Genomic DNA, 24,901 nt, shown 5'->3' with positions numbered 1-24,901 from the left:
GGCCCCCCGCAGGGCGGCCGGAGGACCCCGACAGCAAGACCCCGGTCCACGGGGCAGCAGGCCGGGCGCGGTGAGCGCCCGCTCCATCACGCGATCCATCACGGGAGGTTTCGATCATGAACGAGGCAACGACGGGCGTCGTCCCGGGCGCCGGACCGGCCGCGGGCCGGACCTGGATCTCGGACCTCGCGCCCAAGGAGAAGCGAACGCTCGGCGCCTGCGTGGGCGGCTGGGCGCTCGATGCCATGGACGTCCAGCTCTACAGCTTCGTCATCCCGACGCTGATCGCCACCTGGGGCGTGACCCGGGCGGAGGCCGGCGCGCTCGGCACGGCCGCGCTCCTCACCTCGGCCATCGGCGGCTGGCTCGCGGGCTTCCTGGCCGATCGCTGGGGCCGGGTGCGCACGCTGCAGATCGCGATCCTGTGGTTTGCCGGTTTCACCTTCCTGTCGGGGCTCGCGCAGAGCTTCGAGCAGCTCTTCGTGGCCCGCGCCCTGATGGGGCTCGGCTTCGGCGGCGAGTGGGCGGCGGGGGCGGTGCTCCTCGGCGAGACCATCCGGCCCGAGCACCGCGGCAAGGCGCTCGGCATCATGCAGTCGGGCTGGGCGATCGGCTGGGGCGCGGCGGCGCTCCTCTACACCCTGTTCTTCTCGCTCCTGCCGCCCGAGACCGCGTGGCGCGCCCTGTTCTTCGTCGGCATCGCGCCCGCCTTCCTGGTCTTCTTCCTGCGCCGCTACATCGAGGAGCCGGAGGTCTACCGCGCCTCGCAGGCCAAGATCGCGGAGACGGGCGACCGGCCGTCCTTCTTCGAGATCTTCCGGCCGCCGCTCCTGCGCATCACCTTTCTGGGCGCGCTCATGAGCACGGGCGCGCAGGGCGGCTACTTCGCCGTGACGACGTGGCTGCCGACCTTCCTGCGCACCGAGCGCGGCCTGTCGGTGCTCAATTCCGGCGGCTACCTCGCGGTGCTGATCGTCGGCTCCTTCTTCGGCTACCTCTCGGGGGCCTATCTCGCCGACCGGATCGGCCGGCGCGCCACCTTCCTGGTCTTCGCGATCGGGGCCGGCACGGTGGTGCTGACCTACACGATGGTGCCCTTCGGCGACGCCGCCATGCTGGTCCTCGGCTTCCCGCTCGGCTTCTTCGCCTCGGGGGTGTTCAGCGCCATGGGGGCCTTCTTCACCGAGCAGTTCCCGACCCGGGTGCGCGGCGTCGGCCAGGGCTTCGCCTACAATTTCGGGCGGGCGATCGGCGCGATCTTCCCGACGCTCGTGGGCGTGCTCTCGACGACGATGCCGCTCGGCCAGGCGATCGGGCTCTTCGCGGCGGCGGCCTACGCCACGATGGCGGTGGCGGCGTTCCTGCTGCCCGAGACCAAGGGCAAGGCCCTGACGGCCTGAGGGGAGGCGAGCGATGCGCGTCGGCTGGATCGGCCTCGGCAAACTCGGCGCGCCGATGGCGCGCCACCTCGCGGCGAAACACGCCGTCCTGGCGGTCGACCGGGATCCCGGCCGGCTGCGGGAGGTGCCGGGGGCGGAGCCCTCGGACCTCGCCGGCGCGGCCTCCTGCGGGGTCGTGATCACGAGCCTGCCGGACGACGCGGCGCTCCGCGCCGTGGCGCTCGGGCCGGACGGGCTCCTCGCCCGGATGGCGAAGGGCAGCGTCTTCGTCGAGACGAGCACCGTCTCGCCGGAGGCGAGCGCCGCGGTGCGGGCGCAGGCCGAGGCCCACGGCGTCCTCTGTCTCGCGGCGCCCGTCTCGGGCTCCACCGCGACCGCGGAGGCCGCCGCCCTGACCCTGTTCTGCTCCGGACCCGACGCGGCGCTGGAGCGCGCCCGTCCCCTGCTGCAGACCTTCGCCCGCACCATCCACCCGGTGGGGCAGGGCGAGGAAGCGCGCTTCCTCAAGCTCGCGATCAACCACTTCGTCGGCTCGACGGCGCAGGTCGCCGCCGAGGCCCTGACGCTGGCGCGCAAGGGCGGGGTCGCCTGGGAGACCATCCTGGCGGTGCTGGGCGCCTCGGTCGCGGCCTCGCCCCTCGTCGCCTACAAGCTCGACCCCCTGCGGCGGCGGGACTTTTCCCCCGCCTTCTCGGTGGCGCAGATGCTCAAGGACATGAGCCTCGGCGTGGCGGCCGGGCAGGCGACCGGCGTCGCGATGCCGGTGGCCGCGCTGGTGCGCGACCTCTACGCCGCCCAGGCGGAGGCGGGCCTTGCCGATCTCGACTTCTTCGCCGCCCTGCTCGCCGCCGAGCGGCAGGCCGACCTCGACGAGCCCTGAGGAGATGCTGTCCATGCCCCATTACGCGATCCACGCCCTCGACCATCCGGGCGCCCTCGAGCGGCGGCTCGCCCATTACGAGGCGCACAAGACCTACCTCGCCGGGGATCTGCCGGTGCGGATCCTGATCTCCGGGCCGCTCGTCGCGGAGGACGGCGAGGCGATGATCGGCAGCCTGTTCATCGTCGAGGCGCCCGACCGGGCCGCCGTCGAGCGCTTCCACGCCGCCGACCCTTTTCGGGACGCGGGCATCTGGGCGCAGGTCAGCATCACGGGCTTCCGGATGCGCCAGGTGGCGCTCTGAGGCCGCCGGATAACGCCCCGAATAACGTCCCGACCGAGAACCACGCGAGGACCACGACACCATGAAGATCGTCGCCCTGTCCGGCAGCCTGCGCCGGGCCTCCCTCAACACCGCGTCTCTCCGGGCCGCCCAGGAGCTGGCTCCCGCCGGCACCGTCATCGAGGTCGCGGAGATCGGCGGGCTGCCGCACTACGACGACGACCTGCGCGCGGCGGGCTACCCGGCCGAGGTCCAGCGCTTCCGCGACCGGCTCGCCGGGGCCGACGCGCTGCTGATCGTCACGCCCGAGTACAATTACTCGATCCCGGGCGTGCTGAAGAACGCGATCGACTGGGCCTCCCGGCCGCCGAGCCAGCCCTTCGACGGCAAGGCGGTCGCCATCATGGGCGCCTCGCCGGGCCTGCTCGGCACGGCGCGGGCGCAGTACCAGCTGCGCCAGATGCTGGTCTTCCTGAACGCGCACCCGATCAACAAGCCCGAGGTGATGATCGGGCAGGCGGCGACGAAGTTCGACGCGGAGGGCCGCCTCGTCGACGAGACGACCCGGGACATGATCCGCCAGATGCTGGCCTCCCTGACGGCCTGGGCGCGGCGCCTGAATCCCGCGCTCACGGACGCTCCGGCCGCCTGAGCATCATCCACCTGGCTGGGACGAGAGGCCGGAGCAGGCCCGCCGGGACCTGCAAGCCAGGGGGTGTGGACGCCGCGAGTGGCGCAGGGTGCCGGGAACGCAGCGGTGGACACCGCGTCCTGCGGAAGCGGTGTTGCAGCGTGAACGGGGTCTCTGACCGATCCAGGCACGGCATCATCCGCAGGTTCCATAATATACCTTATGCGAATCAGATCCTGGCCTGCGGGCGGGACCCTGGGGGTCCTGCGCGACAGGGTCCGGCACCGGCATTCCGTGCCCTCCCCGCGATGGCGTGAGGCCATCGATCCCGGTTGCCGAGGCGCGCGTGGTGGGCCGCGCTCTCGGTGGCGCCGTGGCCATGCCCATCGGCCATGCCCATCGATCCCCGAGGTCGCGGCCCGCGGTGCGCTCACTCCGCCGCTCGGGCCGCCGCGTCGAGATGGGGCCGCGGCCGGGCCTTGCGCCGCAGGGCGATCTCCTGTTCCCGCAGCCGGGGCAATTCGCGGTGGGCCTGGTCGCGCCCGGCGAGGTACGGCTTCGGCCAGGCTTGATTGCGGGCGTCGTACCAGGCCGCCGCCTGGCGGCAGAAATTCGGGTTCCAGAGATGGGGGCGCCCCAGCGCGACGAGGTCGGCCCGGCGCGTGTGCAGGATGGTGTTGACCTGGCCGGCCTCCGTGATCGCGCCCACCGCCATCACGGCCATCCGCGCGCGGTTGCGGATCGCGTCGGCGAACTGGACCTGGAACATCCGGCCGTAGACCGGGCGCTGGCGCGCCACCGTCTGGCCGGCCGAGACGTCGATGAGGTCGCAGCCCGCCTCGCCGAACGCCTCGGCGATCGCCACCGTGTCCTCTTCCGAGAGCCCGCCCTCCGCCCAGTCGGTGGCCGAGATCCGCACCGACATCGGCCGCTCCGCCGGCCAGACCGCCCGCACGGCCGCGAAGACCTCCAGGGGAAAGCGCAGCCGGTTCGCGATCGGCCCGCCATAGGCGTCGGTGCGGGTGTTGGTCAGCGGCGAGAGGAACGAGGCCAGGAGGTAGCCGTGGGCGCAGTGCAGCTCCAGCATGTCGAAGCCCGCCCGCGCCGCCCGCTCGGCCGCCTGCACGAAGTCGTCGCGCACGCGGTCCATGCCGGCCCGGTCGAGGGCCTGCGGCACCTGGCTGATCCCGTCGAGATAGGGAATCGCCGAGGCCGAGACGATCGGCCAGTTGCTCTCCGGATCGGCGAGCGGCCGGTCCATCTCGTCCCAGCCGACCTGCGTCGATCCCTTGCGGCCGGCATGGCCGAGCTGCATCACGATCTTCGTCGCCGTGTGGGCGTGCACGAAGGCGACGATGCGCCTCCACTGCGCCTCGTGGGCATCGGTCCACAGGCCGGGGCAGCCCGGGGTGATGCGGGAATCGGCCGAAGGGCAGGTCATCTCGGTGAAGACGAGGCCGGGGCCGCCCAGGGCGTGCGAGGTGTAGTGGACGAAGTGCCAGTCGGTGAGGTTGCCCCCGGCATCCGCCGAGTACTGCGCCATCGGCGCCATCACCACCCGGTTCTCGACCGTCATCGCCCGCAGGCGGAACCGCGTGAACATCGGCGTCGGCCGGCTCTCCCGGTAATCGTCGCCGGTCTCCGCCTGGAGGCGCGCGTAGAACGCGTCGTCCACCGCCGCCACGTAGGCGGGATCGCGCACCACGAGGTTGTCGTAGGTGATGGATTTGGCCCGGCACATCACCACCATCGAGAACTGCTCCGCGTCCATGTCCCAGGAGCGGTTCATGTGCTCGAACCACGCGAGCGAGACGTCGGCATTGTGCTGCACCACCTGGCAGGGCGTGCGCCGGGTGTCGTCGTAGGCCGCGAAGGCCGCCTGGACGTCCTGCTCCGCCTTCTCCACCAGGGCGTCCGAGAGGGCGATGGCGCATTCCATCGCGAGCTTGGTGCCCGAGCCGATCGAGAAATGCGCCGAGGCCTTGGCGTCGCCCAGCAGCACGATGTTCCCGTGCGACCAGCGGCGGCAGAAGATCCGCGGGAAGCGTCGCCAGGTCGAGCGGTTGAGGAGCAGGCCGTGGCCCTGCAGCTCCTCGGCGTAGAGGGCCTCCAGCACCCGGCGCGCGCCCTCCTCGTCGGTCTCGGTGAAGCCGTGGCCCTGCCAGCAGGCCTCGTCCATCTCGAACACCCAGGTCGAGCGGCCCGGCTCGTACTGGTAGGTGTGGGCGCAGACGATGCCGTGCGGCGTCTCGCGGAAAAAATAGTTGAACTCGTCCATCGGCCGGGTCGAGCCCATCCAGCAGAAGCGGTTGGACTTGACCTCGACCTCGGGGCGGAAGGCCTCGCGATGGTGCTCGCGGATGCGCGAGTTGATGCCGTCGCAGGCGACGATCACGTCGGAATCGGGGAAGCGTGCGCCGAGCTGGTCCGGCGGGATGTTTTCGCCGAAATGCAGGTCCACCCCCTCCTCCCGGCAGCGCTCCTGCAGGATCTGCAGCAGCCGCATCCGGCTCACCCCGGCGAAGCCGTTGCCGCCGCAGCGCATCACCCGGCCGGCCTTGTGGATCGCGACGTCGTCCCAGTACGAGAACGCGTCGCGGATGCGGGCGAAGGAGCGGGGATCGCGCGACAGGAACTCGTGCAGGGTCTCGTCGGAGAAAACGACGCCGAAGCCGAACGTATCGTCGGCCCGGTTCTGCTCGTAGACCTCGACCCGCCAGCCGGGCCGGCGCTTCTTGGTCAGGAGCGCGCAGTAGAGCCCGCCGGGTCCGCCGCCGATCACCGTGACGCGCATGGGGCTCCTCCTGATGCGTCCGCGGCCTCGCCGCCGGTGAAACTTTAGACTTGAAATATCTGGACGCAAGAGGCGGCCGGGGCGGATCGCCGGCGGGCCGGAGCAGGGGGCTCGCCACCGCCCCGAATGCTGCGGTGCAGCAGGCAAAACGCCTGAATCTTCAGCAATCTGCTTGCTGCATTGCACAGGGATGCGGCAGGTCCGAAAAATCATCATGGGCGGTTGCCAGACGATATTTCATGCGTAAAGTATTCCTCGCGAGACGGGGCCGAGAGGGGACCCGGGGCCCCTCGCCTCCCGCGCCGACTCGACTTCGGCCGCTTCGCACCGGACAAGTGCCGACGACGCTCTCGACACGAAGGGACCCACGGGATGACGCCGATCCGGAACGCCGCCAGCTGCCTCGCGACCGCGCTGAGTGGTGCCACGATTCTTGGTGTCACGCTGCTGGCCGGCCCCGCCGCCGCGCAAGGGCCTGAGAAGGTCCGGGTCGGGCTGATGTTCACACTGTCGGGCCCCTCGGCGGTGCTGGGCGAGCAGGGCCGCGACGGCTTCCTCCTGGCCCTCGACGCCCTGGGCAAGAAGCTCGGCGGCCTCGACGCGGAGGTGGTGGTGGTCGATGACGAGCTGAAGCCGGACGTCGCCGCCAACAAGGCGCGCGAACTGGTCAAGCGCGACCGGGTCGACTTCGTGGTCGGGCCGACCTTTTCCAACGTGCTGCGGGCGGTGGTGCGCCCGGTGGCCGATGGCGGCGCCTTCCTGATCTCGCCCAATGCCGGCACCTCGAACTATGCCGGCGCCGAGTGCAACCCGAACTTCTTCGTCTCCTCCTACCAGAACGACCAAGTCCACGAGGTGCTGGGCAAGTACGCCCAGAACAAGGGCTACAAGCGCCTCGTCCTGCTGGCGCCGAACTATCAGGCGGGCAAGGATTCGCTCGCCGGCTTCAAGCATTCCTACAAGGGCGAGGTGGCGAACGAGATGTTCACGCCGCTCGGCCAGCTCGATTTTTCGGCCGAACTCGCCCAGATCGCCGCCGCCCAGCCCGACGCGGTGTTCGCCTTCATGCCGGGCGGCATGGGCGTCAACCTCGTGCGGCAGTACCGCCAGGCGGGCTTGGCCAACATCCCGTTCCTCTCCGCCTTCACGGTGGACGAGAGCACCCTGCCGGCCCAGAAGGACGCGGCTCTGGGCTTCTTCGGCGGCGCCAACTGGGCGCCGAACCTCGACAACCCGCAATCCAAGGCCTTCGTGGCCGCCTACGAGAAGAAGTACGGCAGCGTGCCGGGCACCTACGCCATGCAGGCCTACGACGCCGCCCTGATGATCGACGCCGCGGTCAAGCGCGCCAAGGGCGACCTCAAGGACAAGGACACCCTGCGGGCCGGCCTCAAGGCCGCGGAGTTCCAGTCCCTGCGCGGCAACTTCCGGATCGGCAACAATCACTACCCGATCCAGGATTTCTACCTCGTCAAGGCCGCCAAGCGCCCGGACGGCAAGTACGAGACCCAGATCGCGGAAAAAATCTTTTCGGACTATCAGGATAATTACGCCCGCGAGTGCAAGATGAAGTGATCCGCGGACAGAAGGTGCCGGGCCGATGCTCAACCTCTTCCTGATCCAGGCGCTGAACGGCATCCAGCTCGGCATCCTGCTGTTTCTGGTGGCGGCCGGGCTGACGCTGATCTTCGGGGTGATGGACCTCATCAACCTCGCGCACGGCGCCCTCTACATGATCGGCGCCTACTTCGCCGCGACGCTGACCGCCGCCACCGGCAGCTTCCTCCTCGGGCTCGCGCTGGCGCTGCCGGCGACGCTGGTCTTCGGCCTCGCCCTCGAACTCCTGGTGGTGCGCCACCTCTACGGGCGCGACCACCTCGACCAAGTGCTCGCCACCTTCGGGCTGATCCTGATCCTCAACGAGGGCGTGCGCATCGTCTGGGGCGCCGCGCCGATGAGCGTACCGGTGCCCGACGCCCTGTCGGGCTCGGTGCGCCTGGTGGGCACCCTGCACTACCCGGTCTACCGGGTCGCCATCATCGCGGCCGGCCTCGCCACCGCGCTGGGGCTCCACCTCCTCGTCAACCACACCCGGCTGGGCATGCGCCTGCGCGCCGGGGCCAGCAACGGGCCGATGGTGGCGGCGCTCGGCGTCGACATCCGCCGCCTGTTCCTGGTGGTGTTCGGGCTCGGCGCGATGCTGGCGGGCTTCGCCGGCGCCATGGTGGCGCCGATCCTGTCGGTCGATCCCGGCATGGGCGATTCGGTCCTGATCCTGACCTTCGTGGTCATCGTCATCGGCGGCGTCGGCTCGGTGCGGGGCGCCTTCGTGGCCGGGCTCCTCGTCGGCCTCGCCGACCAGCTCGGGCGCACCTTCGGGCCGATCCTGCTGCGCAGCCTGATGGATGCGTCGGCCGCCTCGCAGACCGGGCGGACGCTCGCCCCGATGCTGATCTACATCCTGATGGCCATGGTGCTGTTCTTCCGGCCCTCCGGCCTGTTTCCGGCACGGGGCAGCCGATGAGCACCCCGATGAACGCCCCTTCCCTCACCCCTGCCCTCACCCCCGCGCTGACCGCCCGCGTGGCCGCCGAGCCGAAGCGGCGGCGCGCCGCCGGCCTCCCGGGCGTCGCGGTCGCCGGGCTGGTGCTGGCCGCCCTCGCCGCGCTGCCGCCCCTGGCCGAGGCCGCCGGCCTGCCCTTCCTGGTCGTCACCGCGACCCGGATGATGATCTTCGGGCTCGCCGCGCTCTCCCTCGACCTCGTCCTCGGCTACGGCGCCCTGGTCTCGTTCGGGCACGCCGCCTTCATCGGGCTCGGCGCCTACGCGGTCGGCATCCTCGACGCGCACGGCATCCGCGACCTCGCGATCCAGGCGCCGGTGGCGGCGTGCGTGTGCGCGCTGTTCGCCCTCGCCACCGGGGCGATCAGCTTACGCACCCGCGGCGTCTACTTCATCATGATCACGCTCGCCTTCGGGCAGATGGCGTACTTCTTCATGGTCTCGCTCGCCGCCTACGGCGGCGACGACGGGCTGCCGCTCCCGGGCCGCTCGACCCTGTTCGGGATGCGGCTGATCGAGGGCGACCCGGCGCTGTTCTATTGCGTGCTGGCGGTGCTCGCCGTCGCGCTCCTGGCCCTGCGCCGCGTCGTCGCCTCGCGCTTCGGCCGGGTGCTGCGCGGCAGCCGCGACAACGCCGTGCGGATGCAGGCGATCGGCTTCTCGCCCCTGCCCTTCCGGCTGACCGCCTACGTCATCGCGGGCGCCATCGCGGGCCTCGCCGGGGTGCTGCTCGCCAACCAGGCCGAGTTCGTCTCGCCGGCCTACATGAGCTGGCAGCGCTCGGGCGAGCTGATCGTCATGGTGGTGCTCGGCGGCATGGGCACCCTCGTCGGGCCGGTCGTCGGGGCGGCGGCGCTGATCGCCCTCGAGGAGGTGCTGACGCACTACTCCGAGCACTGGCGCCTCGGCCTCGGGCTGATGCTGGTGCTGGTGGTGCTGCTCTCCCGCGGCGGCCTCGCCGGCCTCGCCGCCCGGCTGACGGGGAGGCGCGCATGACCCCCCAACCCCCCCTCCTGTCGGTGCGCTCCCTGCGCAAGGCCTACGGGGCGCTCAAGGTCACCGACGACGTCAGCCTCGACGTCGCGGCGGGCGAGCTGCACGCCATCATCGGCCCCAACGGCGCCGGCAAGACGACGCTGATCCACCAGCTCTCCGGCAGCCTGCCGAGCGATTCCGGCACCGTGCACCTCGCGGGCGAGAACATCACGCGGCTGTCGATGGTCGCGCGGGTGCGCCGGGGGCTGGCCCGCTCGTTCCAGATCACCTCGATCCTCGACGGCTTTTCGGTGCTGGAGAACGTGGCGCTCGCCGTGCAGGCCCGCTCCGGTTCGAGCTTCCGCTTCCTGCGCCCGGCGGCGGACGAGGCGGGCCTCAACGCGGAGGCGATGGCCGCGCTCGCCCGCGTCGGCCTCGCCGACCGGGCCGGGCGGCGGGCCGGCAGTCTCTCGCACGGCGAGAAGCGCCAGCTCGAACTCGCGGTGGCGCTCGCCACCGGCGCCCGCCTGCTCCTGCTCGACGAGCCGCTGGCCGGCACCGGCCCGGAGGAATCCGCGATCCTAGTCGGGCTGATGCGCGACCTGAAGGCGACCCACACCATCGTGCTGATCGAGCACGACGTGGAGGCGGTGTTCGCGCTCGCCGACCGGATGAGCGTGCTGGTCTACGGCCGGGTCATCGCCAGCGGGCCGCCCGCCGCGGTCCGGTCGGACCCTGCGGTGCGCGCCGCCTATCTGGGCGAGGAGGAGGCGGCCTGATGCTCAGGGTCGAGGGCCTGGAGAGCGCCTACGGCGATTCCCGCATCCTGTTCGGGATCGACCTCGCGGTCGCCAAGGGCGAGGTGGTGACGCTGCTCGGCCGCAACGGCATGGGCAAGACCACCACCGTGAAGTCGATCTTCGGCCTCCTGAAGCCCCGGGCCGGCCGGATCCTGATCGACGGCGAGGACATGGCCGGACGGCCCTCGCACCTCGTCGCCCGCCGGGGCCTGGGGCTCGTGCCGGAGGGCCGGCAGGTCTTCCCGACCCTCTCGGTCGAGGAGAACCTGATCGCCACCCATCGCGGCGGGCGGGGGGCGAAGTGGAGTCTGGAGGCGGTCTACCGGCTCTTTCCGCGCCTGAAGGAGCGGCGGCGCAACGGCGGCGACCAGCTCTCGGGCGGCGAGCAGCAGATGCTGGCGATCGGGCGCGCCTTGATGACCAACCCGCGCCTCGTCGTCCTCGACGAGGCCACGGAAGGGCTGGCGCCGCTGATCCGCGAGGAGATCTGGGCCTGCCTGCGGGCGATCAAGGACGCGGGCGAGGCGATCTTGGTGATCGACAAGAACGTCGACGCGCTGGCCCGCTTCGCCGACCGCCACGTGGTGATCGAGAAGGGCCGCGTGGTCTGGACCGGCACCAGCGCGGCGCTCCGGCAGGCGCCGGAGGTGAAGGACCGGTTCCTTCATGTGTGAAGGATTCGCACCGCCCAACCCTCCCCCCTCTGCGGGGGAGGGTGGCCTGCGGAGCGGGCCGGGAGAGGGGCAGCGCGACGCTGATCCAGTGGGCCGCCCTTCAGAAGGGTCGCGACCCTTCCGGAAGCGGCGTCCCCTCTCCCGCCCCCTGCTGACGCAGGGGTCACCCTCCCCCGCAGAGGGGGAGGGGGAATATGCGGCAACCATCGGTCCAGATCTCGTGAAGGAGTTCGTCCATGACCCCCATGACCGCAGGCATCACCCGCGCCGGTGAGGGCATCGAGGGCGTCCGCTGGAACATCCTCGGGCAGATCTACATCCCCAAGCAGCTCTCCGAGAGCTCGCTGTCCTGGCACGCCACCTTCCCGCCGGGCACCTTCGTGCCGCCGCACATCCACCCGATGCAGGACGAGTTCCTGTACATCCTGCAGGGCCGGCTCACCGCCGTCCTCGACGGGCAGGAGAGCGTGGCGGAACCCGGCGACACCATCCGGCTGCCGCGCGGCCAGCCGCACGGCCTGTTCAACCGCTCGGACGCGGAGGTGAAGTGCCTCTTCTGGGTCTCGCCGGCGCGCCGCCTCTACGACCTGTTCTGGGCCCTGCACAATCTCGGGCCGCAGGCCGATCCCGCCGACGTGGTGGCGGTCTCGGCCAAGCACGAGGTCGACTTCCTGCCACCCCCGGACGCGGAGTGAGGCGATGCGCGTCATCATCGTCGGCGCCGGCATCGGCGGGCTCGCCACCGCCCTGATGCTCCACCGGCGCGGCATCCGCGCCGAGATCGTCGAGCAGGCCGCGGAGGTGCGCGAGATCGGCGTCGGCATCAACACCCTGCCGCACGCGATCGGCGAACTGGCCGAGCTCGGCCTGCTGCCGGCCCTCGACCGGGTGGCGATCCGCACCCGGGAGCTGGCCTACTTCAACCGCCAGGGCCAGGAGGTGTGGCGCGAGCCGCGCGGGATCGAGGCCGGGCACCCGGTGCCGCAATTCTCGATCCATCGCGGGCGCCTGCAGGCCGTCCTCCACGAGGCGGTGCGCGAGCGCCTCGGGCCGGACGCCGTGCGCACCGGCCTGGCCCTCGCCGGCTTCCTGCAGGACGAGGGCGGGGTCACTGCCCACTTCACCGATTCGCTGAAGGGCGAGGCCGGCCGCACGATGCGGGGCGACGCGCTGATCGCCTGCGACGGCATCCACTCGGTCGTGCGCCGCCGCTTCTTCCCGGACGAGGGCCCGCCGCGCTGGGACGGCGTGCTGATGTGGCGCGGCGCCACCGAGTGGGCGCCCTGGGGCGACGGCCGCACCATGGCGATCGGCGGCGGCATGGGCGCGAAATGCGTCCTCTACCCGATCGCCGCGGCGGAGGGCGAGCGCCAGCTGATGAACTGGGTGGTGTTCGTGAAGATGGCGGACGGGCGTGTCTCGCCGCCCCCGAAGGAGAGCTGGTCGCGGCCCGCCCACCGCGCGCAGGTGCTGCCCTACGCGAAGCGCTTCGCCCTGCCGGATTTCGACCTCGCGGCGCTGGTCGAGGCGACGCCGCAGATCTTCGAGTACCCGATGTGCGACCGCGATCCTCTGCCGCGCTGGACCCACGGCCGGGTGACGCTGCTCGGCGATGCCGCCCACCCGATGTACCCGGTCGGCTCGAACGGGGCCTCGCAGGCCATCCTCGACGCGCGGGCGCTCGGCGATGCGCTCGCCCGGGCCGAGCACCCGATGCAGGCGCTCCACGCCTACGAGGCCGAGCGCCGGCCGAAGACCGCCGAGATCGTGCTCCTCAACCGCAAGGGCGGGCCGGAGCGGGTGATCGACGAGGTCGAGAAGCGGGCGCCCGCGGGGTTCGCGCGCATCGAGGATGTTTTGAGCCACGCCGAGCGCCAGGCGATCGTCAGCGGCTACGCCGGCAAGGCGGGGTTCGCGGTGGCGGGAAAGGTGAGTCCGCTCCGGGTGGCGGTGTGAGTCACGCCGCGCCGTGAGCCGTTCTCCTCTCCCCGCGGGCGGGGAGAGGGCTTTGGTGACCTTGTCGTCACCAAAGCGAGGCGGCAGCCGAAGGTGAGGGGGAGGTGCCGAATATGGCTCCTCCGGGAACACCCCCTCACCCTCGCCCTTCGGGCTTGTCGCATCCCCTGAACGGGGACGCGACCCTCTCCCCGCCCGCGGGGAGAGGAGAGGTGCGCCCAAATCCTTTAAGGTTGAAATATCCATGTCCAACACCCCTCCCCCTCCCCGGCACGTCCTCGTCACCGGCGCCGCCCGCGGCATCGGGCGGGCCATCGCGGCGGGTTTCGTGGCGGCCGGGGAGCGGGTGACCCTGCTCGGCCGCACGCCGGAGAGCGCGGCGCGCGCGCAGGCCGAACTCGGAGCGGCCCACGCCGTCGCGGCCGACGTCACCGACGCGGCAGCGCTGGAACGGGCGCTGGCGGACGCCGCGGAGCGGGCCGGGCCGGTCGAGGTGCTGGTCAACAATGCCGGCGGCGCCGAGACCGCGCCGCTCGCCCGCAGCGACGTCGACACCTTACGCCGGATGATGGCGCTCAACCTCGAGCCGGTGCTGGTCGCGGCCCGGACCGTCGTCCCGGGCATGAAGGCGAATGGCGGAGGGCGGATCGTCACCGTGGCCTCCACCGCCGGCCTCAAGGGCTACGCCTATGTCGGCGCCTACTGCGCCGCCAAGCACGCGGCCGTGGGACTGACCCGGGCGCTCGCCCTCGAACTCGCCCCGACCGGCATCACCGTCAACGCGGTCTGCCCCGGCTTCACCGACACCGACCTCGTCGGCCACGCCATCGACGGGCTCGAAGCCAAGACCGGCCGGGACCGCGGCGAACTCCTGGCGGAGTTCACCCGGCACAACCCGCTGGGCCGCCTGATCCGGCCCGAGGAGGTCGCCGACGCCGTGCTGTGGCTCGCGGGTCCGGGGGCCGGCGCCGTCACCGGCCAGGCGATCGCGGTGGCGGGAGGCGAGCTGTGAACGCCCCGGCGGAAACACCCGGCCACCGCAGCGAGCTGCGGCTGTGGCTGCGCCTGCTCACCACCGCCAACACCATCGAGGCGGAGCTCCGCCGGCGCCTGCGCGACCGCTTCAACACCACCCTGCCCCGCTTCGACCTGATGGCTCAGCTCGACCGCGCCCCGGACGGCATCCTGCTCGGCGAATTGTCGCGCCGGATGATGGTCTCGAACGGCAACGTCACGGGTCTCGTCGAGCGGCTGGCGCAGGAGGAGCTGATCGACCGCCAGGTCTCCGAATCCGACCGCCGGGCGGTGCGGGTGAGCCTGACCGCGCAGGGGCGCACCGTCTTCGCCGAGATGGCCCGGGCCCATGCCGACTGGATCGGCGAACTGGTCGGCGCCCTCGGCCCGGCCGAGCAGGAGGCGCTGTCGGCCCAGCTCTCCGCCCTCAAGGCCTCGGTGCGGCCGGGCGGCGGCCCCGCGACACCGAGACAGACACGACAGGGAGGCACCATGAGGCGCCAGAACGCCATCGCGGCCCCGCTCGGCCGCTTCACGCCGCAGCATTTCGGTTTCGCGATTGAGGACGGCATCGCGACCGTGACCCTGAACCGGCCGGAGAAGAAGAACCCGCTCACCTTCGAGAGCTACGCGGAACTGCGCGACACCTTCCGGGCGCTGCGTTTCGAGGAGAGCGTGACGGCGGTGGTGATCACCGGCGCGGGCGGCAATTTCTCCAGCGGCGGCGACGTGTTCGAGATCATCGAGCCGCTGACGACGATGGGGGCCGCCGACCTGCACGCCTTCACGACGATGACCGGCGACCTCGTGAAGGAGATGCGGGCCTGCCCGCAGCCGATCGTGGCCGCGGTCGAGGGGATCTGCGCGGGGGCAGGCGCGATCATCGCCATGGCCTCCGACCTGCGCGTGGCGGGGACCGGGGCCAAGGTGGCGTTCCTGTTCAACCGGGTGGGCTTGGCCGGCTGCGACATGGGCGCCTGCGCGATCCTGCCCCGGCTCATCGGCCAGGGCCGGGCCTCGGACCTCCTCTACACCGGCCGCTTCATGGGCGCCGAGGAGGGCGAGCGCTGGGGCTTCTTCAACCGCCTCGTGCCGGCCGGCGAGGCCCTGGGGGCGGCCCGGGAGACGGCCCGCGCCCTGGTGCAGGGCCCCGCCTACGCCAACGGCCTGACCAAGCGGATGCTGCACATGGAATGGGCGATGGGGGTCGACGCCGCCATCGACGCCGAGGCGGTGGCCCAGGCGCTGTGCATGAAGACGCAGGATTTCCGCCGCGCCTTCGAGGCCTTCGCCGCCAAGGCGAAGCCGGTCTTCGAGGGCGACTGAGATGCCGGACCGGAGCTTCCTCGACTGGCCCTTCCTCGCGCCGCGCCACCGCGACCTCGCCGAGGAAGCCGATTCCTGGGCCGCCCGCACGGTGCCGGGCCTCGTCGATCATCACGACGTCGACGGCTCCTGCCGGCGCCTCGTCGCGGCCCTGGGCGAGGCCGGCTTCCTCGCCTACGCGGCGCCGGAGGACGGGCGCTTCGACGTGCGGGCGCTGTGCCTGCTGCGCGAGACCTTCGCCCGGCACGACGGCCTCGCCGACTTCGCCTTCGCCATGCAGGGGCTCGGCACCGGGGCGGTGACGCTCGCCGGCACGCCGGCCCAGCGCGCGGCGGTGCTGCCCGGGGTGAGGGCCGGGCGCCGCATCGCCGCCTTCGCGCTGACCGAGCCGGAGGCCGGCTCGGACGTGGCGCAGATCGCGCTCGCGGCGACGCCGATGCCCGACGGCACGGTGCGGCTCGACGGCGAGAAGACCTGGATCTCGAACGGCGGCATCGCCGACCACTACGTCGTCTTCGCCCGCACCGGCGAGGGGCCGGGGGCGCGCGGCCTCTCGGCCTATCTGGTGCCGGCGGACACGCCCGGCCTCGCGGTGGCGGAACGCCTCGACACCATCGCGCCCCACCCGCTGGCGCGGCTGCGCTTCGCCGATTGCCGCGTGCCGGCGGAGAACCGCATCGGCGAGGCCGGGGCCGGCTTCAAGGTGGCGATGGCGACGCTCGACGTCTTCCGCGCCACGGTCGGCGCCGCGGCCCTCGGCTTCGCCCGCCGCGCCCTCGACGCGGCCCTGGACCGGGCGCGCACGCGACACCTGTTCGGGGCGCCGCTCGCCGCGATGCAGCTGACCCAGACCAGCCTCGCCGAGATGGCGACCGCCATCGATACGGCCGCCCTCCACGTCTACCGCGCCGCCTGGACCCGCGATGCCGGCGCGCCCCGCATCACCCGCGAGGCCGCGATGGCCAAGATGGTGGCGACGGAGGGCGCACAGGACGTGATCGACCGGGCGGTGCAGCTCCACGGGGGCGAGGGCGTCCGCTCCGGCTCGGTGCCGGAGACGCTCTACCGCGAGATCCGGGCGCTGCGGATCTACGAGGGCGCCACCGAGGTCCAGAAGCTCGTCATCGCCCGCCAGATCCTCGCCTGAAACCGCTTTCCAACGGAGGTTGCCGTGCCGGACACCCTCGCGACCCCATCGCCCAAGGCCGCTCCTCGCGTCGGCGAGGCCGTTCCTCGCGTCGGCGAGGATGCGCGCTGCGAGGGGACCGCCCCTCGCCCCCGTCAGGTCGACGGCTTCGTGCGGGACAACCTGCCGCCGCCGCACCGCATGCCGGACCTCATCAACCTCGACCGGTTCGGCTACCCGGAGCAGCTGAACGCGACCGTCGAGCTGGTCGACCGGCACGTCGCGGCGGGGCGCGGCGACCGGGTGGCGCTGATCGGGCCGGAGGTCAGCTGGACCTACGCCGCGCTGAAGCGGATGATCGACCGGATGGCGAATGTCTTGGTCGACCGGCTCGGCCTCGTTCCGGGCGGGCGGGTGCTGCTGCGCTCGGCCAACAACCCGACCATGGTCGCGCTCACCCTCGCCATCATCAAGGCGGGCGGGGTCGTGGTGGCGACGATGCCGCTGCTCCGGGCGCGTGAGCTGACCCAGATCCTCGACAAGGCCCGGATCCCTCTCGCCCTGTGCGACGCCGGGCTGATCGACGAGATGGACAAAGCCGCGGCCGGGCGCGCGGCGCCCGTGCGCGTGGTCACGTGGCGGGGCACCGCGGGCGGCGCGCTCGGCGACCTCCTGGCGCAGGCGGAGGACCGCTTCGATCCCCCGCCGACCCGGGCGGACGATCCCTGCCTGCTCGGCTTCACGTCGGGGACCACCGGCCTGCCGAAGGCGACGATCCACTACCAGCGCGACCTCCTGGTGGTCTGCGACGCCTACGGCCGCGAGGTGCTGCGGGCGGGCGAGGACGACGTGTTCATCGGCTCGCCGCCCCTCGCCTTCACGTTCGGCCTCGGCGGCCTGGTGCTCTTTCCGCTGCGGATCGGCGCCCGCACGGTGCTGCTGGAGAAAGCCGGCCCGCCGGACCTCGCCGCGGCGATCGCCCGCCACCGCGCCACCGTCGTGTTCACGGCCCCGACCGCCTACCGGGCGATGCTGGGCCTCCTGGGCCAGCACGACCTGTCGTCCCTGCGCAAATGCGTCTCGGCCGGCGAGGCCCTGCCGACCCCGACCTTCCACGCCTGGGCGAAGGCCACCGGCCTCACGCTGATGGACGGCATCGGCGCCACCGAGCTGCTGCACATCTTCATCGCCGCCCGCGAGGAGGAGATCCGGCCGGGGGCCACCGGCAAGCCGGTGCCGGGCTACGAGGCCCGGGTGATCGACCCCGAGGGCCGGCCCTGCCCGCCCGGGGTGCCGGGGCGCCTCGCGGTGCGCGGGCCGATCGGCTGCCGCTACCTCGCCGACGAGCGCCAGGCGGCCTACGTGCAGGACGGCTGGAACATCACCGGCGACACCTACCTGCAGGACGAGGACGGCTACTTCTGGTTCCAGGCCCGCAACGACGACATGATCGTCTCGGCCGGCTACAACATCGCCGGGCCGGAGGTGGAGGCGAGCCTGCTCGCCCACCCGGCGGTGGCGGAGGTGGGCGTGGTCGCCGCACCCTGCCCGGAGCGCGGCCGCATCGTCGCCGCCTACGTGGTGCCGAACCCCGGATTCGCCGGCGACGCCGCCCTGGCGAAGGCGTTGCAGGACCACGTCAAGCAGGACCTCGCGCCCTACAAGTACCCGCGGGTGGTGCGCTTCGTGCCGGCCCTGCCCAAGACCGAATCCGGCAAGCTGCAACGCTTCGCCCTGCGCCGGCAGGCCGAGGCGGAGGCCGCCGCCCAACAGGGAGACACCCCGTGACCGCCAGCGCCGTACCCTTCCACCCGCAGGCCGAACCGAGCGGCCTCGCGATCCTCCAGCCCTCGGGCTGGCGCAAGCCCAAGGGCTACGCCAACGGCGTGGCCGGCCGCGGCACCGTGGTGATGACCGGCGGCCTGATCGGCTGGAGCGAGGACGAGGTTCTGGCCGAGGGCTTCGTGGCGCAGGTCGAGCAGACCCTGCGCAACGTCCTGGCCGTGGTGGCCGAGGCCGGCGGCGGCCCGGAGCACGTCGCCCGCCTGACTTGGTACGTGCGCAGCGTCGCGACCTACCGGGACTCGCTGGCCGAGCTGGGGCCGGTCTACCGCCGGGTGATGGGCCGGCACTACCCGGCCATGGCCCTGGTCGGCGTCGCCGACTTGGTCGAGCCCGGCGCGCTGGTCGAGATCGAGGCCACCGCGATCATCCCCGACGCCCCCTGATGCGGGCCGGATCCTCCTGGATTGCCGGCGGCCCGCTGGGCGATCCCGACCGCGCCTACGACAATCTCGGCGCGATTCCGGACGCCGCGTCGTATCCGCCGCGCTGGAGCGCGGCCGCCGCGGCATTCCGGGCGGAGCGCGCGGCTGCGGGCCGGGCGCGGCTCGGGCTCCCCTATGGCGCGGGGGAGCGCCACGCCTACGACCTCTTCCTGCCGGAGGGCGAGCCGGCCGGCCTCGCGGTCTACGTCCATGGCGGCTACTGGAAGGCCTTCGACCGCTCGGTCTGGTCGCATCTCGCCGCCGGCGCCCTGGCCCACGGCCACGCGGTCGCCATCCCGAGCTACACCCTGTGCCCGGCAGCCCGCATCGCGGCGATCACCGGCGAGATCGCCGCCTTCCTCGACCGGGCCGGCGCCGAGGTGGCCGGGCCGATCCGCCTCGCCGGCCATTCGGCGGGCGGCCACCTCGTCACCCGGATGCTGTGCCCGGACGTGGCGCTCGCCTGCGCCGCGCGGATCGAGCGGGTGGTCTCGATCAGCGGCGTCCACGACCTGCGCCCGCTCCTCGGCACCGGCCTGAACGCGGTCCTGCAGCTCGATCCCGCGGAGGCGCGGGCCGAGAGCCCGGCCCTGCGCGAGCCTCGCCCGGGCAGCCGGCTCATCGCGGTGGCGGGGGCGGAGGAATTGCCGGAATTCCGGCGGCAGAGCGCGCTGCTGCCGGCGATCTGGCACGGGCTCGGCGCCCGCACCGAGGCGTTCGAGGCGGCGGGCCGTCACCATCTCACCGTCATCGACCCTCTGGCCGATCCGGACAGCGTGCTGACCCGGGCGCTGGTGGGCGGCTGAACGCGGCCGGGCGCGCCGACGCAGCCACGCCGAGGCGGCGCCGGCGGGGATCGTTCCTGCCAGCCCGGCGGGCTCGGGGTCCGCCCGAGACGGCACGGCTGCGCGCCACCGCCATCCTGGCGCACTCGCCTCTTCCCCGGACGTGCAGGAGGAGGTCGCCCGCGCTATGCTCGTGCGGCTCGATGACGAGCCGGTATCCACATCGTCGGATGATGCTCTGGAGAGAGCCGAGGAGCGCATGACCGAGAGCACGCCGGATCTGACCCTCGCCATCCTTCGCGAGATCCGAACGGAGCTGCGCGATCATCGAGCCTTGCTGCTCAGCCTGACCGAGTTCACGCGCAGGCTCGACCGCCGGATCGACCATCTGGACCGGCGCTTCTCGGAGGTGAAGGACGATCTCGAATTGACGATCAAGGTGGAGTTGATGGGATCCCTCGCCCACCGGGACACTTTGCTCGACGAGCGTCTGGAGCGCTTGAGCGACCGCATCGCGGCCGTGGAGGCACGCTGAAGGGAGGGCGAGCGCCCGAGCGGACCGGCGTGACGGCACCGCTCTAAGCCGCTGCATCGGCTCCGGCCGATGGCGCGCGAATCCCGCCTGCGTGACGAAGCCGGCCGGGACCTCACAGGCACCGCCGGCTTCGATGCGCGCGCCGTGCCGGCGTCAGTCCGCGACCTGATGGTTGCCCGCGATCTCCAGCGCGCGCACCAGCGCCGAGTGGTCCGCGCCCCCGAGCCCGTTGGCCACGCAGGACGAGAAGAGCTGCTGGGCCAGGGCCGTCGCCGGCAGGCTGAGGCCGAGGCTGCGGGCGCCCTCGAGCGCGAGGTTGAGGTCCTTCTGGTGCAGCGCGATCCGGAAGCCGGGCTCGAAGCGGCGCGCGATCATGCGCTCCCCGTGCAGTTCGAGGATCCGCGAGGTGGCGAGCCCTCCGGTGATGGCCTGACGCACCTTCGCCGGGTCGGCGCCGGCCTTGGCGGCGAAGAGCAGCCCCTCGGCCACGGCCTCGATGGTGAGGGCCACGATGATCTGGTTGGCGACCTTCGCCACCTGCCCGGCGCCGCTCTCGCCCACATGCGTGATGGTCTTGCCCATCAGGCGAAACAGCGGCTCGGCGCGGGCGAAGGCGGCCTCCGGGCCGCCGACCATGATCGAGAGCGCGGCGTTCTTCGCCCCCACCTCGCCGCCGGAGACCGGCGCGTCGAGGTAGTCGCAGCCGAGGTCGCGGATGCGGCCGGCGAAGTCCTTGGTGGCGATGGGCGAGATCGAGCTCATGTCGATCACGGTCTTGCCGGCCGAGGAGCCGGTCTTGCCGGCCGCCAGCCCCGCCGCGACGCCGCCCTCGCCGAACAGCACCGCCTCGACGTCCGGGGTGTCGGGCAGCATCAGCACCACCACCTCGGAGCGCTCGGCCACCTCCGCGGCGCTGGCGCAGGCGGTGCCGCCGGCCGCCAGCAGGGCGTCCGGCACCGCGCGGCGGCTCTTGAGGAAGAGGCTGTGGCCCCCCGCGATGAGGTGTCCGGCCATGGGAGCGCCCATGATGCCGAGCCCGATGAAACCGACCTGCATGCTGTCCTCCTCGGTCCTGCTCTCAGCCTGTCTGCGGCGGCCTCACGCCCCGCGGAAGCGGGCGGCCAGCGCCTCGGCGCTGCGGGCGAGCAGCCCCAGATCCGAGCCGACCGCGGTGAAGCGGGTGCCGGCCGCGATGTAGCGCCGCGCCAGCTCTTCGCTGGGGGTGAGGATGCCGGCCGCCTTGCCGGCGCGCCCGATGCGGGCGACCGCCTCCTCGATGGTGCGCACCACCTCCGGGTGGTTCTGCTGGCCGAGAAAGCCCAGGCTCGCCGAGAGGTCGCCGGGTCCGATGAAGACGCCGTCGACGCCCTCCACCTCGGCGACCGTCTCCAGGTTGTCGAGGGCGCGGCGGGATTCGACCTGCACGAGGACGCAGATCTCGGCGTTCGCCCGGACGTGGTAGTCCGGGATGCGGCCGAAGCGGGCCGCCCGTGGGGCCTGCGAAAAACCGCGGATGCCCGCCGGGGCGTAGCGGGTCGCCGCCACGACGCGGCGGGCCTGGTCGGCATCCTCGACGTTGGGGATCATCAGCGACTGCGCGCCGGTGTCGAGGACGCGCTTGATGAGGACCGGATCGTCGCTCGGCACCCGCACGACGGGCCGCGCCGTCCCCTCGCCCATCGCCTGGATCTGGCCGTAGATGTCGCGCAGGTCGTTGGGCGAGTGCTCCATGTCGATGAGCAGCCAGTCGAAGCCCGCGCCCGCCACCACCTCGGTGGAGATCGGGCTTCCCAGGCTGGTCCAGAGCCCGATCTGCTGGCGGCCTTCGACCAGGCCGGCCTTGAAGCGGTTCGTCAGGATGTCCATCGTCCTCGTCTCCAGGCGTTTCAGGGTGTCGGTGGATCAGTCATACCAAATCCAAGTGATCCCTTCGGGATGGCGGATCCGGTTTCTTGCTCGGACGTTCGGAGCGGCGGTTCCGCCGCGTGGGCGCGCGAAGACGGGAGCCGCTCCGATCGAGGGGTTCCGGTCTCAGGGACGGACCAGGCAGGGGCGCTTGGGATCGAAGGTCCAGCCGGGGATGAGCGACTGCATCGCCGCGGCGTCGTCGCGCGCGCCGAGCCCGTGGCGCTGGTAGAGGGCGTGGGCGGCCTCGACCGCGTCCCAGTCGATCTCGATGCCGAGCCCCGGCCGGTCCGGCACCCGCACGAGGCCGCCGCGGATCTTGAGCGGCTCCTTCGTCAGGCGCTGGCCGTCCTGCCAGATCCAGTGGGTGTCGATGGCCGTGACCCGCCCGGGGGCGGCCGCCGCCACGTGGGTGAACATCGCCAGCGACACGTCGAAGTGGTTGTTCGAATGCGAGCCCCAGGCGAGGCCGTGGTCGCGGCAGGTCTGGGCCACGCGCACCGCCCCCGACAGGGTCCAGAAATGCGGGTCGGCGAGCGGGATGTCGACGGCGCCGAGCTGGAGCGCGTGGATCATCTGGCGCCAGTCGGTGGCCACCATGTTGGTGGCGGTCGGCAGGCCGGTGGCGCGCCGGAACTCGGCCATGATCTCGCGGCCCGAAAAACCGGCCTCCGCGCCGCACGGATCCTCCGCGTAGGCGAGCACGTGCCCCTGCCCCCGGCAGAGGCGGATCGCCTCGGCGAGCGACCACGCCCCGTTCGGGTCGAGGGTCACGCGGGCCTGCGGGAAGCGCGCGTGGATCGCCGTGACGGCGGCGATTTCTTCTTCGCCCGGCAGCACCCCGCCCTTGAGCTTGAAGTCGTTGAAGCCGTAGGCCGCATGCGCCGCCTCCGCGAGGCGCACGATGGCGTCGGGCGTCAGCGCCTCCTCGTCGCGCAGGCGCCGCCAGCCGTCCGCCGCCTCGGGCTCGCGGTACGGCAGGCTCGTCCGGCGGCGGTCGCCGACATAGAACAGGTAGCCCAGCATCTCGACCGCGTCGCGCTGCTGGCCCTCGCCCAGGAGCCCGGCCGCCGGCACGTCGAGGAACTGGCCGAGGAGGTCGAGGAAGGCGGATTCGAGCGCCGCCACCGCGTGGATGGTGACGCGCAGGTCGAAGGTCTGGAGGCCCCGCCCCCCGGCATCGCGGTCGGCGAAGCGGGTGCGTATGGCGCCGAGCACCCGGTTCCAGGCGCCGATCGGCTGCCCGACCACGAGGTCGCGGGCTTCTTCCAGCGTCCGGCGGATGCTCTCGCCCCCCGGCACCTCGCCGAGCCCGGTGGCGCCGGTCGAGTCCGTCAGCGCCACGAGGTTGCGCGTGAAGAAGGGGCCGTGCGCGCCGCTGAGGTTCAGCAGCATGCTGTCCCGGCCGGCGACCGGCACCACTCGCAGCCCGGTGATCGTGGGGGTGCGCGAGAGGCCGCGCGCGGAGGGGTCGATGGATTCGGCCAGCATGGCGCTCTCCCGGAGTCGCGACCGCGTCTCGTGCGCCGTCTGCCCCACCGTTCTAGCCTCTCCCGACGATGCCGGTCCAAGCCAAAGACGGCATCGATCGATGCGAAGCACACATCGATCCGCTCCCCACTCACTCAGCCCCCCTTCATTCCGCCTCGGTCATCGCCTGCACGATCGCCGCGAGGCGCGCGATCAGCGGATCGTCGGACGGGTTGTTTCGGTCCCGCCGCCACGCGAGGAAGAGTTCGGCGGGCCGCGGCCGGGCGAGGACCAGCGGGCGGAAGGCGACGTCCTCGAAGCGCAGGCGCTCGGCGGCCTGCGGCACCAGGGCGAGCCCGAGGCCGGCGCGCACCAGCGCGAGGATCGAGTGGATCTGCGTCAGCTGCTGCAGCACCCGGGGCTGCACCCGCGCCTCGGCGAAGAGCCCCGCCGCGAGGTCGTGGAAGTAGCGCGCCTCGTCGGGCGCGTAGGCGATGAAGGGCTGCCCGTGCAGGTCGGCGGGCGCGAGGTCGGGGCGGTCTGCCAGCGGGTGCGCCTCCGGCAGGGCCGCGACCAGCGGCTCGGCGAGCGCCCGCACCGCGATCAGGTCGGGATGGGCGACGGGCGGGCGCAGGAGCGCCACGTCGATCCGGCCGGCGAGCAGGCCCTCGATCTGGGCGCGGGTCACCATCTCGCGCAAGGAAAGTGTCACCTCGGGCAGCGCCGCCCGGAAGGCGGCGACGAGGCGGGGCAGGAAGTCGTAGGCCGAGGCCGCCGTGAAGCCGAGCTTGAGCACCCCGGCGCGCCCGCCCGCCACCTGGCGGGCGACGTGGGCGGCGTCGCCGGCGAGGTGCAGGATGCGCTGCGCCTCCGGCAGGAAGCTGCGCCCCGCCGCGGTCAGCCGAACCGAGCGGCTGGTGCGGTCGAGGAGCTTGGCGTCGATGACGCGCTCCAGCACCTGGATCTGCCGCGAGAGCGGGGGCTGGGTCATGTTGAGGCGCGCGGCCGCCCGCCCGAAATGCAGTTCCTCGGCCACCGCGACGAAGCAGCGGAGCTGGTTGAAATCGAGCATCGTTGCCTCGCCCGCAGCCCTGCGCCGCCGAGGCGGCGCCTCCCGGATACAGCCTGCGCCGCCGAGGCGGCGCTTCCCGGATGTCGCAGGTTTCCGTCCGGAAATCCCGGGGGTCGTGGACGGGGCCGCTCAGGGCGGCTGGCGCGGCGGCTGGTAGGCCTCCGGGGGCAGGTCGCGGGTGAGGCTCTCGCCCGTCGTGCGCCCCGGCGCCGGCTGGGGCATCAGGTTCTGGCCGGCGGGCGGCACGGGCTGCGGCAGCCCGTCCGTGATGAAGCGCTGCGGACCGCCCGGGGGCGCGGCCTCGGAGCCGGGGGGCGGCACGGGCACGGGCGCCGGCGACGGCGCCGGGGGCGCGGCCGGTCCGATCGGCGCGATGTAGCGGCGTCCCCCCTCGGTGGTCTCGGCCGGCGGCGGCGGGGTCGCGGCGGGCGGGCGCGGCTGAGGCG

General features: G+C 72.6%; 23 protein-coding genes and 2 pseudogenes. 19 read left to right on the top strand and 6 right to left on the bottom strand.

Features of this window, described 5'->3' with window-relative positions; genetic code table 11:
- Positions 1–116 precede the first annotated feature (116 nt).
- From ACKUB9_RS13685 to ACKUB9_RS13670, 4 genes are all read left to right on the top strand, one after another.
- Positions 117–1,400 (top strand): MFS transporter, encoded by a 1,284-nt coding sequence (locus tag ACKUB9_RS13685; protein ID WP_407522809.1) that lies wholly within the window; start codon positions 117–119, stop codon positions 1,398–1,400.
- Positions 1,401–1,413: 13 nt separating this feature from the next.
- Complete coding sequence (locus ACKUB9_RS13680) at positions 1,414–2,280, top strand: NAD(P)-dependent oxidoreductase (RefSeq protein WP_407522807.1); 867 nt, start codon at positions 1,414–1,416, stop codon at positions 2,278–2,280.
- Positions 2,281–2,293: 13 nt separating this feature from the next.
- Positions 2,294–2,584 carry a YciI family protein gene (locus ACKUB9_RS13675; protein ID WP_407522805.1) on the top strand — a complete coding sequence of 97 codons (291 nt, stop codon included), beginning with the start codon at positions 2,294–2,296 and terminating at the stop codon, positions 2,582–2,584.
- Positions 2,585–2,645: 61 nt separating this feature from the next.
- Positions 2,646–3,215 carry an NADPH-dependent FMN reductase gene (locus ACKUB9_RS13670; RefSeq protein WP_407522803.1) on the top strand — a complete coding sequence of 190 codons (570 nt, stop codon included), beginning with the start codon at positions 2,646–2,648 and terminating at the stop codon, positions 3,213–3,215.
- 409 nt (positions 3,216–3,624) lie between these two features.
- Here the strand turns inward: ACKUB9_RS13670 and ACKUB9_RS13665 are convergent, their stop codons facing one another.
- Positions 3,625–5,988: an oxidoreductase gene (locus ACKUB9_RS13665; protein WP_407522801.1), complete on the bottom strand. Its 2,364-nt coding sequence runs from the start codon at positions 5,986–5,988 to the stop codon at positions 3,625–3,627.
- A gap of 372 nt (positions 5,989–6,360) precedes the next feature.
- Here ACKUB9_RS13665 and ACKUB9_RS13660 point away from each other — a divergent pair, with 372 nt between their 5' ends.
- The 15 genes and pseudogenes from ACKUB9_RS13660 to ACKUB9_RS13590 all read left to right on the top strand — a co-directional run bounded on the left by ACKUB9_RS13660 (position 6,361) and on the right by ACKUB9_RS13590 (position 20,008).
- Positions 6,361–7,563 carry an ABC transporter substrate-binding protein gene (locus ACKUB9_RS13660; protein WP_407522799.1) on the top strand — a complete coding sequence of 401 codons (1,203 nt, stop codon included), beginning with the start codon at positions 6,361–6,363 and terminating at the stop codon, positions 7,561–7,563.
- 25 nt (positions 7,564–7,588) lie between these two features.
- Positions 7,589–8,512, top strand: coding sequence for a branched-chain amino acid ABC transporter permease (locus tag ACKUB9_RS13655; RefSeq protein ID WP_407522797.1), 924 nt, complete (start codon positions 7,589–7,591; stop codon positions 8,510–8,512).
- Positions 8,513–8,520: 8 nt separating this feature from the next.
- On the top strand, positions 8,521–9,546 hold the full coding sequence (locus ACKUB9_RS13650) for a branched-chain amino acid ABC transporter permease (RefSeq protein ID WP_407522795.1): 1,026 nt from the start codon (positions 8,521–8,523) through the stop codon (positions 9,544–9,546).
- A complete protein-coding gene (locus ACKUB9_RS13645; RefSeq protein ID WP_407522793.1) occupies positions 9,543–10,304 on the top strand; it encodes an ABC transporter ATP-binding protein in 762 nt (253 codons plus the stop codon). Before ACKUB9_RS13650 ends, ACKUB9_RS13645 begins: the two co-directional genes overlap by 4 nt.
- Positions 10,304–10,999 (top strand): ABC transporter ATP-binding protein, encoded by a 696-nt coding sequence (locus tag ACKUB9_RS13640; RefSeq protein WP_407522791.1) that lies wholly within the window; start codon positions 10,304–10,306, stop codon positions 10,997–10,999. Before ACKUB9_RS13645 ends, ACKUB9_RS13640 begins: the two co-directional genes overlap by 1 nt.
- 236 nt (positions 11,000–11,235) lie before the next feature.
- On the top strand, positions 11,236–11,694 hold the full coding sequence (locus ACKUB9_RS13635) for a cupin domain-containing protein (RefSeq protein WP_407522789.1): 459 nt from the start codon (positions 11,236–11,238) through the stop codon (positions 11,692–11,694).
- Between the two features lie 4 nt (positions 11,695–11,698).
- A complete protein-coding gene (locus ACKUB9_RS13630; RefSeq protein WP_407522787.1) occupies positions 11,699–12,955 on the top strand; it encodes a flavin-dependent oxidoreductase in 1,257 nt (418 codons plus the stop codon).
- Between the two features lie 244 nt (positions 12,956–13,199).
- Positions 13,200–13,967, top strand: coding sequence for an SDR family NAD(P)-dependent oxidoreductase (locus tag ACKUB9_RS13625; RefSeq protein ID WP_407522785.1), 768 nt, complete (start codon positions 13,200–13,202; stop codon positions 13,965–13,967).
- Positions 13,898–14,251, top strand: a pseudogene (locus ACKUB9_RS13620) (MarR family transcriptional regulator); the annotation flags it as partial. The gene ACKUB9_RS13625 and the pseudogene ACKUB9_RS13620, both read left to right, overlap by 70 nt.
- A gap of 210 nt (positions 14,252–14,461) precedes the next feature.
- A complete protein-coding gene (locus tag ACKUB9_RS13615; protein ID WP_407523133.1) occupies positions 14,462–15,295 on the top strand; it encodes an enoyl-CoA hydratase family protein in 834 nt (277 codons plus the stop codon).
- A gap of 1 nt (position 15,296) precedes the next feature.
- Positions 15,297–16,442, top strand: coding sequence for an acyl-CoA dehydrogenase family protein (locus ACKUB9_RS13610; protein ID WP_407522783.1), 1,146 nt, complete (start codon positions 15,297–15,299; stop codon positions 16,440–16,442).
- A 180-nt stretch (positions 16,443–16,622) separates the two neighbouring features.
- Entirely contained in the window at positions 16,623–18,209 is a 1,587-nt protein-coding gene (locus ACKUB9_RS13605) for an AMP-binding protein (RefSeq protein WP_407523131.1), read from the top strand.
- A complete protein-coding gene (locus ACKUB9_RS13600; protein ID WP_407522781.1) occupies positions 18,206–18,649 on the top strand; it encodes a RidA family protein in 444 nt (147 codons plus the stop codon). Before ACKUB9_RS13605 ends, ACKUB9_RS13600 begins: the two co-directional genes overlap by 4 nt.
- A complete protein-coding gene (locus tag ACKUB9_RS13595; RefSeq protein ID WP_407522779.1) occupies positions 18,649–19,494 on the top strand; it encodes an alpha/beta hydrolase in 846 nt (281 codons plus the stop codon). Before ACKUB9_RS13600 ends, ACKUB9_RS13595 begins: the two co-directional genes overlap by 1 nt.
- A 166-nt stretch (positions 19,495–19,660) precedes the next feature.
- Entirely contained in the window at positions 19,661–20,008 is a 348-nt protein-coding gene (locus ACKUB9_RS13590; protein ID WP_407522777.1) for a hypothetical protein, read from the top strand.
- Positions 20,009–20,161: 153 nt separating this feature from the next.
- Here the strand turns inward: ACKUB9_RS13590 and ACKUB9_RS13585 are convergent, their stop codons facing one another.
- The 5 genes and pseudogenes from ACKUB9_RS13585 to ACKUB9_RS13565 all read right to left on the bottom strand — a co-directional run.
- Complete coding sequence (locus tag ACKUB9_RS13585) at positions 20,162–21,064, bottom strand: 2-hydroxy-3-oxopropionate reductase (RefSeq protein ID WP_407522775.1); 903 nt, start codon at positions 21,062–21,064, stop codon at positions 20,162–20,164.
- A 42-nt stretch (positions 21,065–21,106) separates the two neighbouring features.
- Positions 21,107–21,874, bottom strand: a complete 768-nt coding sequence (locus ACKUB9_RS13580) for an HpcH/HpaI aldolase family protein (RefSeq protein ID WP_407522773.1) — start codon at positions 21,872–21,874, stop codon at positions 21,107–21,109.
- Between the two features lie 165 nt (positions 21,875–22,039).
- The gene (gene gudD / locus ACKUB9_RS13575) at positions 22,040–23,404 is read right to left on the bottom strand and encodes a glucarate dehydratase (protein ID WP_407522771.1); all 1,365 of its coding nucleotides are present in this window, start codon (positions 23,402–23,404) and stop codon (positions 22,040–22,042) included.
- Positions 23,405–23,549: 145 nt separating this feature from the next.
- Positions 23,550–24,455 carry a LysR family transcriptional regulator gene (locus ACKUB9_RS13570; RefSeq protein ID WP_407522769.1) on the bottom strand — a complete coding sequence of 302 codons (906 nt, stop codon included), beginning with the start codon at positions 24,453–24,455 and terminating at the stop codon, positions 23,550–23,552.
- 129 nt (positions 24,456–24,584) lie between these two features.
- A pseudogene (locus tag ACKUB9_RS13565) lies at positions 24,585–24,901 on the bottom strand (cellulose biosynthesis protein BcsN); the annotation flags it as partial.

It is taken from the genome of Methylobacterium oryzisoli, assembly GCF_046557895.1.
GTDB classification, from domain to species: Bacteria; Pseudomonadota; Alphaproteobacteria; order Rhizobiales; family Beijerinckiaceae; genus Methylobacterium; species Methylobacterium oryzisoli.
This window is presented reverse-complemented; position numbering and strand designations above follow the sequence as displayed.

Excerpts from the sequence above, each read along its gene's own strand:
- ACKUB9_RS13685 (WP_407522809.1), top strand. The coding sequence starts at position 117 with ATGAACGAGGCAACGACGGGCGTCGTCCCGGGCGCCGGACCGGCCGCG.
- ACKUB9_RS13680 (WP_407522807.1), top strand. The coding sequence starts at position 1,414 with ATGCGCGTCGGCTGGATCGGCCTCGGCAAACTCGGCGCGCCGATGGCG.
- ACKUB9_RS13675 (WP_407522805.1), top strand. The coding sequence starts at position 2,294 with ATGCCCCATTACGCGATCCACGCCCTCGACCATCCGGGCGCCCTCGAG.
- ACKUB9_RS13670 (WP_407522803.1), top strand. The coding sequence starts at position 2,646 with ATGAAGATCGTCGCCCTGTCCGGCAGCCTGCGCCGGGCCTCCCTCAAC.
- ACKUB9_RS13665 (WP_407522801.1), bottom strand. The coding sequence starts at position 5,988 with ATGCGCGTCACGGTGATCGGCGGCGGACCCGGCGGGCTCTACTGCGCG.
- ACKUB9_RS13660 (WP_407522799.1), top strand. The coding sequence starts at position 6,361 with ATGACGCCGATCCGGAACGCCGCCAGCTGCCTCGCGACCGCGCTGAGT.
- ACKUB9_RS13655 (WP_407522797.1), top strand. The coding sequence starts at position 7,589 with ATGCTCAACCTCTTCCTGATCCAGGCGCTGAACGGCATCCAGCTCGGC.
- ACKUB9_RS13650 (WP_407522795.1), top strand. The coding sequence starts at position 8,521 with ATGAACGCCCCTTCCCTCACCCCTGCCCTCACCCCCGCGCTGACCGCC.
- ACKUB9_RS13645 (WP_407522793.1), top strand. The coding sequence starts at position 9,543 with ATGACCCCCCAACCCCCCCTCCTGTCGGTGCGCTCCCTGCGCAAGGCC.
- ACKUB9_RS13640 (WP_407522791.1), top strand. The coding sequence starts at position 10,304 with ATGCTCAGGGTCGAGGGCCTGGAGAGCGCCTACGGCGATTCCCGCATC.
- ACKUB9_RS13635 (WP_407522789.1), top strand. The coding sequence starts at position 11,236 with ATGACCCCCATGACCGCAGGCATCACCCGCGCCGGTGAGGGCATCGAG.
- ACKUB9_RS13630 (WP_407522787.1), top strand. The coding sequence starts at position 11,699 with ATGCGCGTCATCATCGTCGGCGCCGGCATCGGCGGGCTCGCCACCGCC.
- ACKUB9_RS13625 (WP_407522785.1), top strand. The coding sequence starts at position 13,200 with ATGTCCAACACCCCTCCCCCTCCCCGGCACGTCCTCGTCACCGGCGCC.
- ACKUB9_RS13615 (WP_407523133.1), top strand. The coding sequence starts at position 14,462 with ATGAGGCGCCAGAACGCCATCGCGGCCCCGCTCGGCCGCTTCACGCCG.
- ACKUB9_RS13610 (WP_407522783.1), top strand. The coding sequence starts at position 15,297 with ATGCCGGACCGGAGCTTCCTCGACTGGCCCTTCCTCGCGCCGCGCCAC.
- ACKUB9_RS13605 (WP_407523131.1), top strand. The coding sequence starts at position 16,623 with ATGCCGGACCTCATCAACCTCGACCGGTTCGGCTACCCGGAGCAGCTG.
- ACKUB9_RS13595 (WP_407522779.1), top strand. The coding sequence starts at position 18,649 with ATGCGGGCCGGATCCTCCTGGATTGCCGGCGGCCCGCTGGGCGATCCC.
- ACKUB9_RS13590 (WP_407522777.1), top strand. The coding sequence starts at position 19,661 with ATGCTCGTGCGGCTCGATGACGAGCCGGTATCCACATCGTCGGATGAT.
- ACKUB9_RS13585 (WP_407522775.1), bottom strand. The coding sequence starts at position 21,064 with ATGCAGGTCGGTTTCATCGGGCTCGGCATCATGGGCGCTCCCATGGCC.
- ACKUB9_RS13580 (WP_407522773.1), bottom strand. The coding sequence starts at position 21,874 with ATGGACATCCTGACGAACCGCTTCAAGGCCGGCCTGGTCGAAGGCCGC.
- gudD (WP_407522771.1), bottom strand. The coding sequence starts at position 23,404 with ATGCTGGCCGAATCCATCGACCCCTCCGCGCGCGGCCTCTCGCGCACC.
- ACKUB9_RS13570 (WP_407522769.1), bottom strand. The coding sequence starts at position 24,455 with ATGCTCGATTTCAACCAGCTCCGCTGCTTCGTCGCGGTGGCCGAGGAA.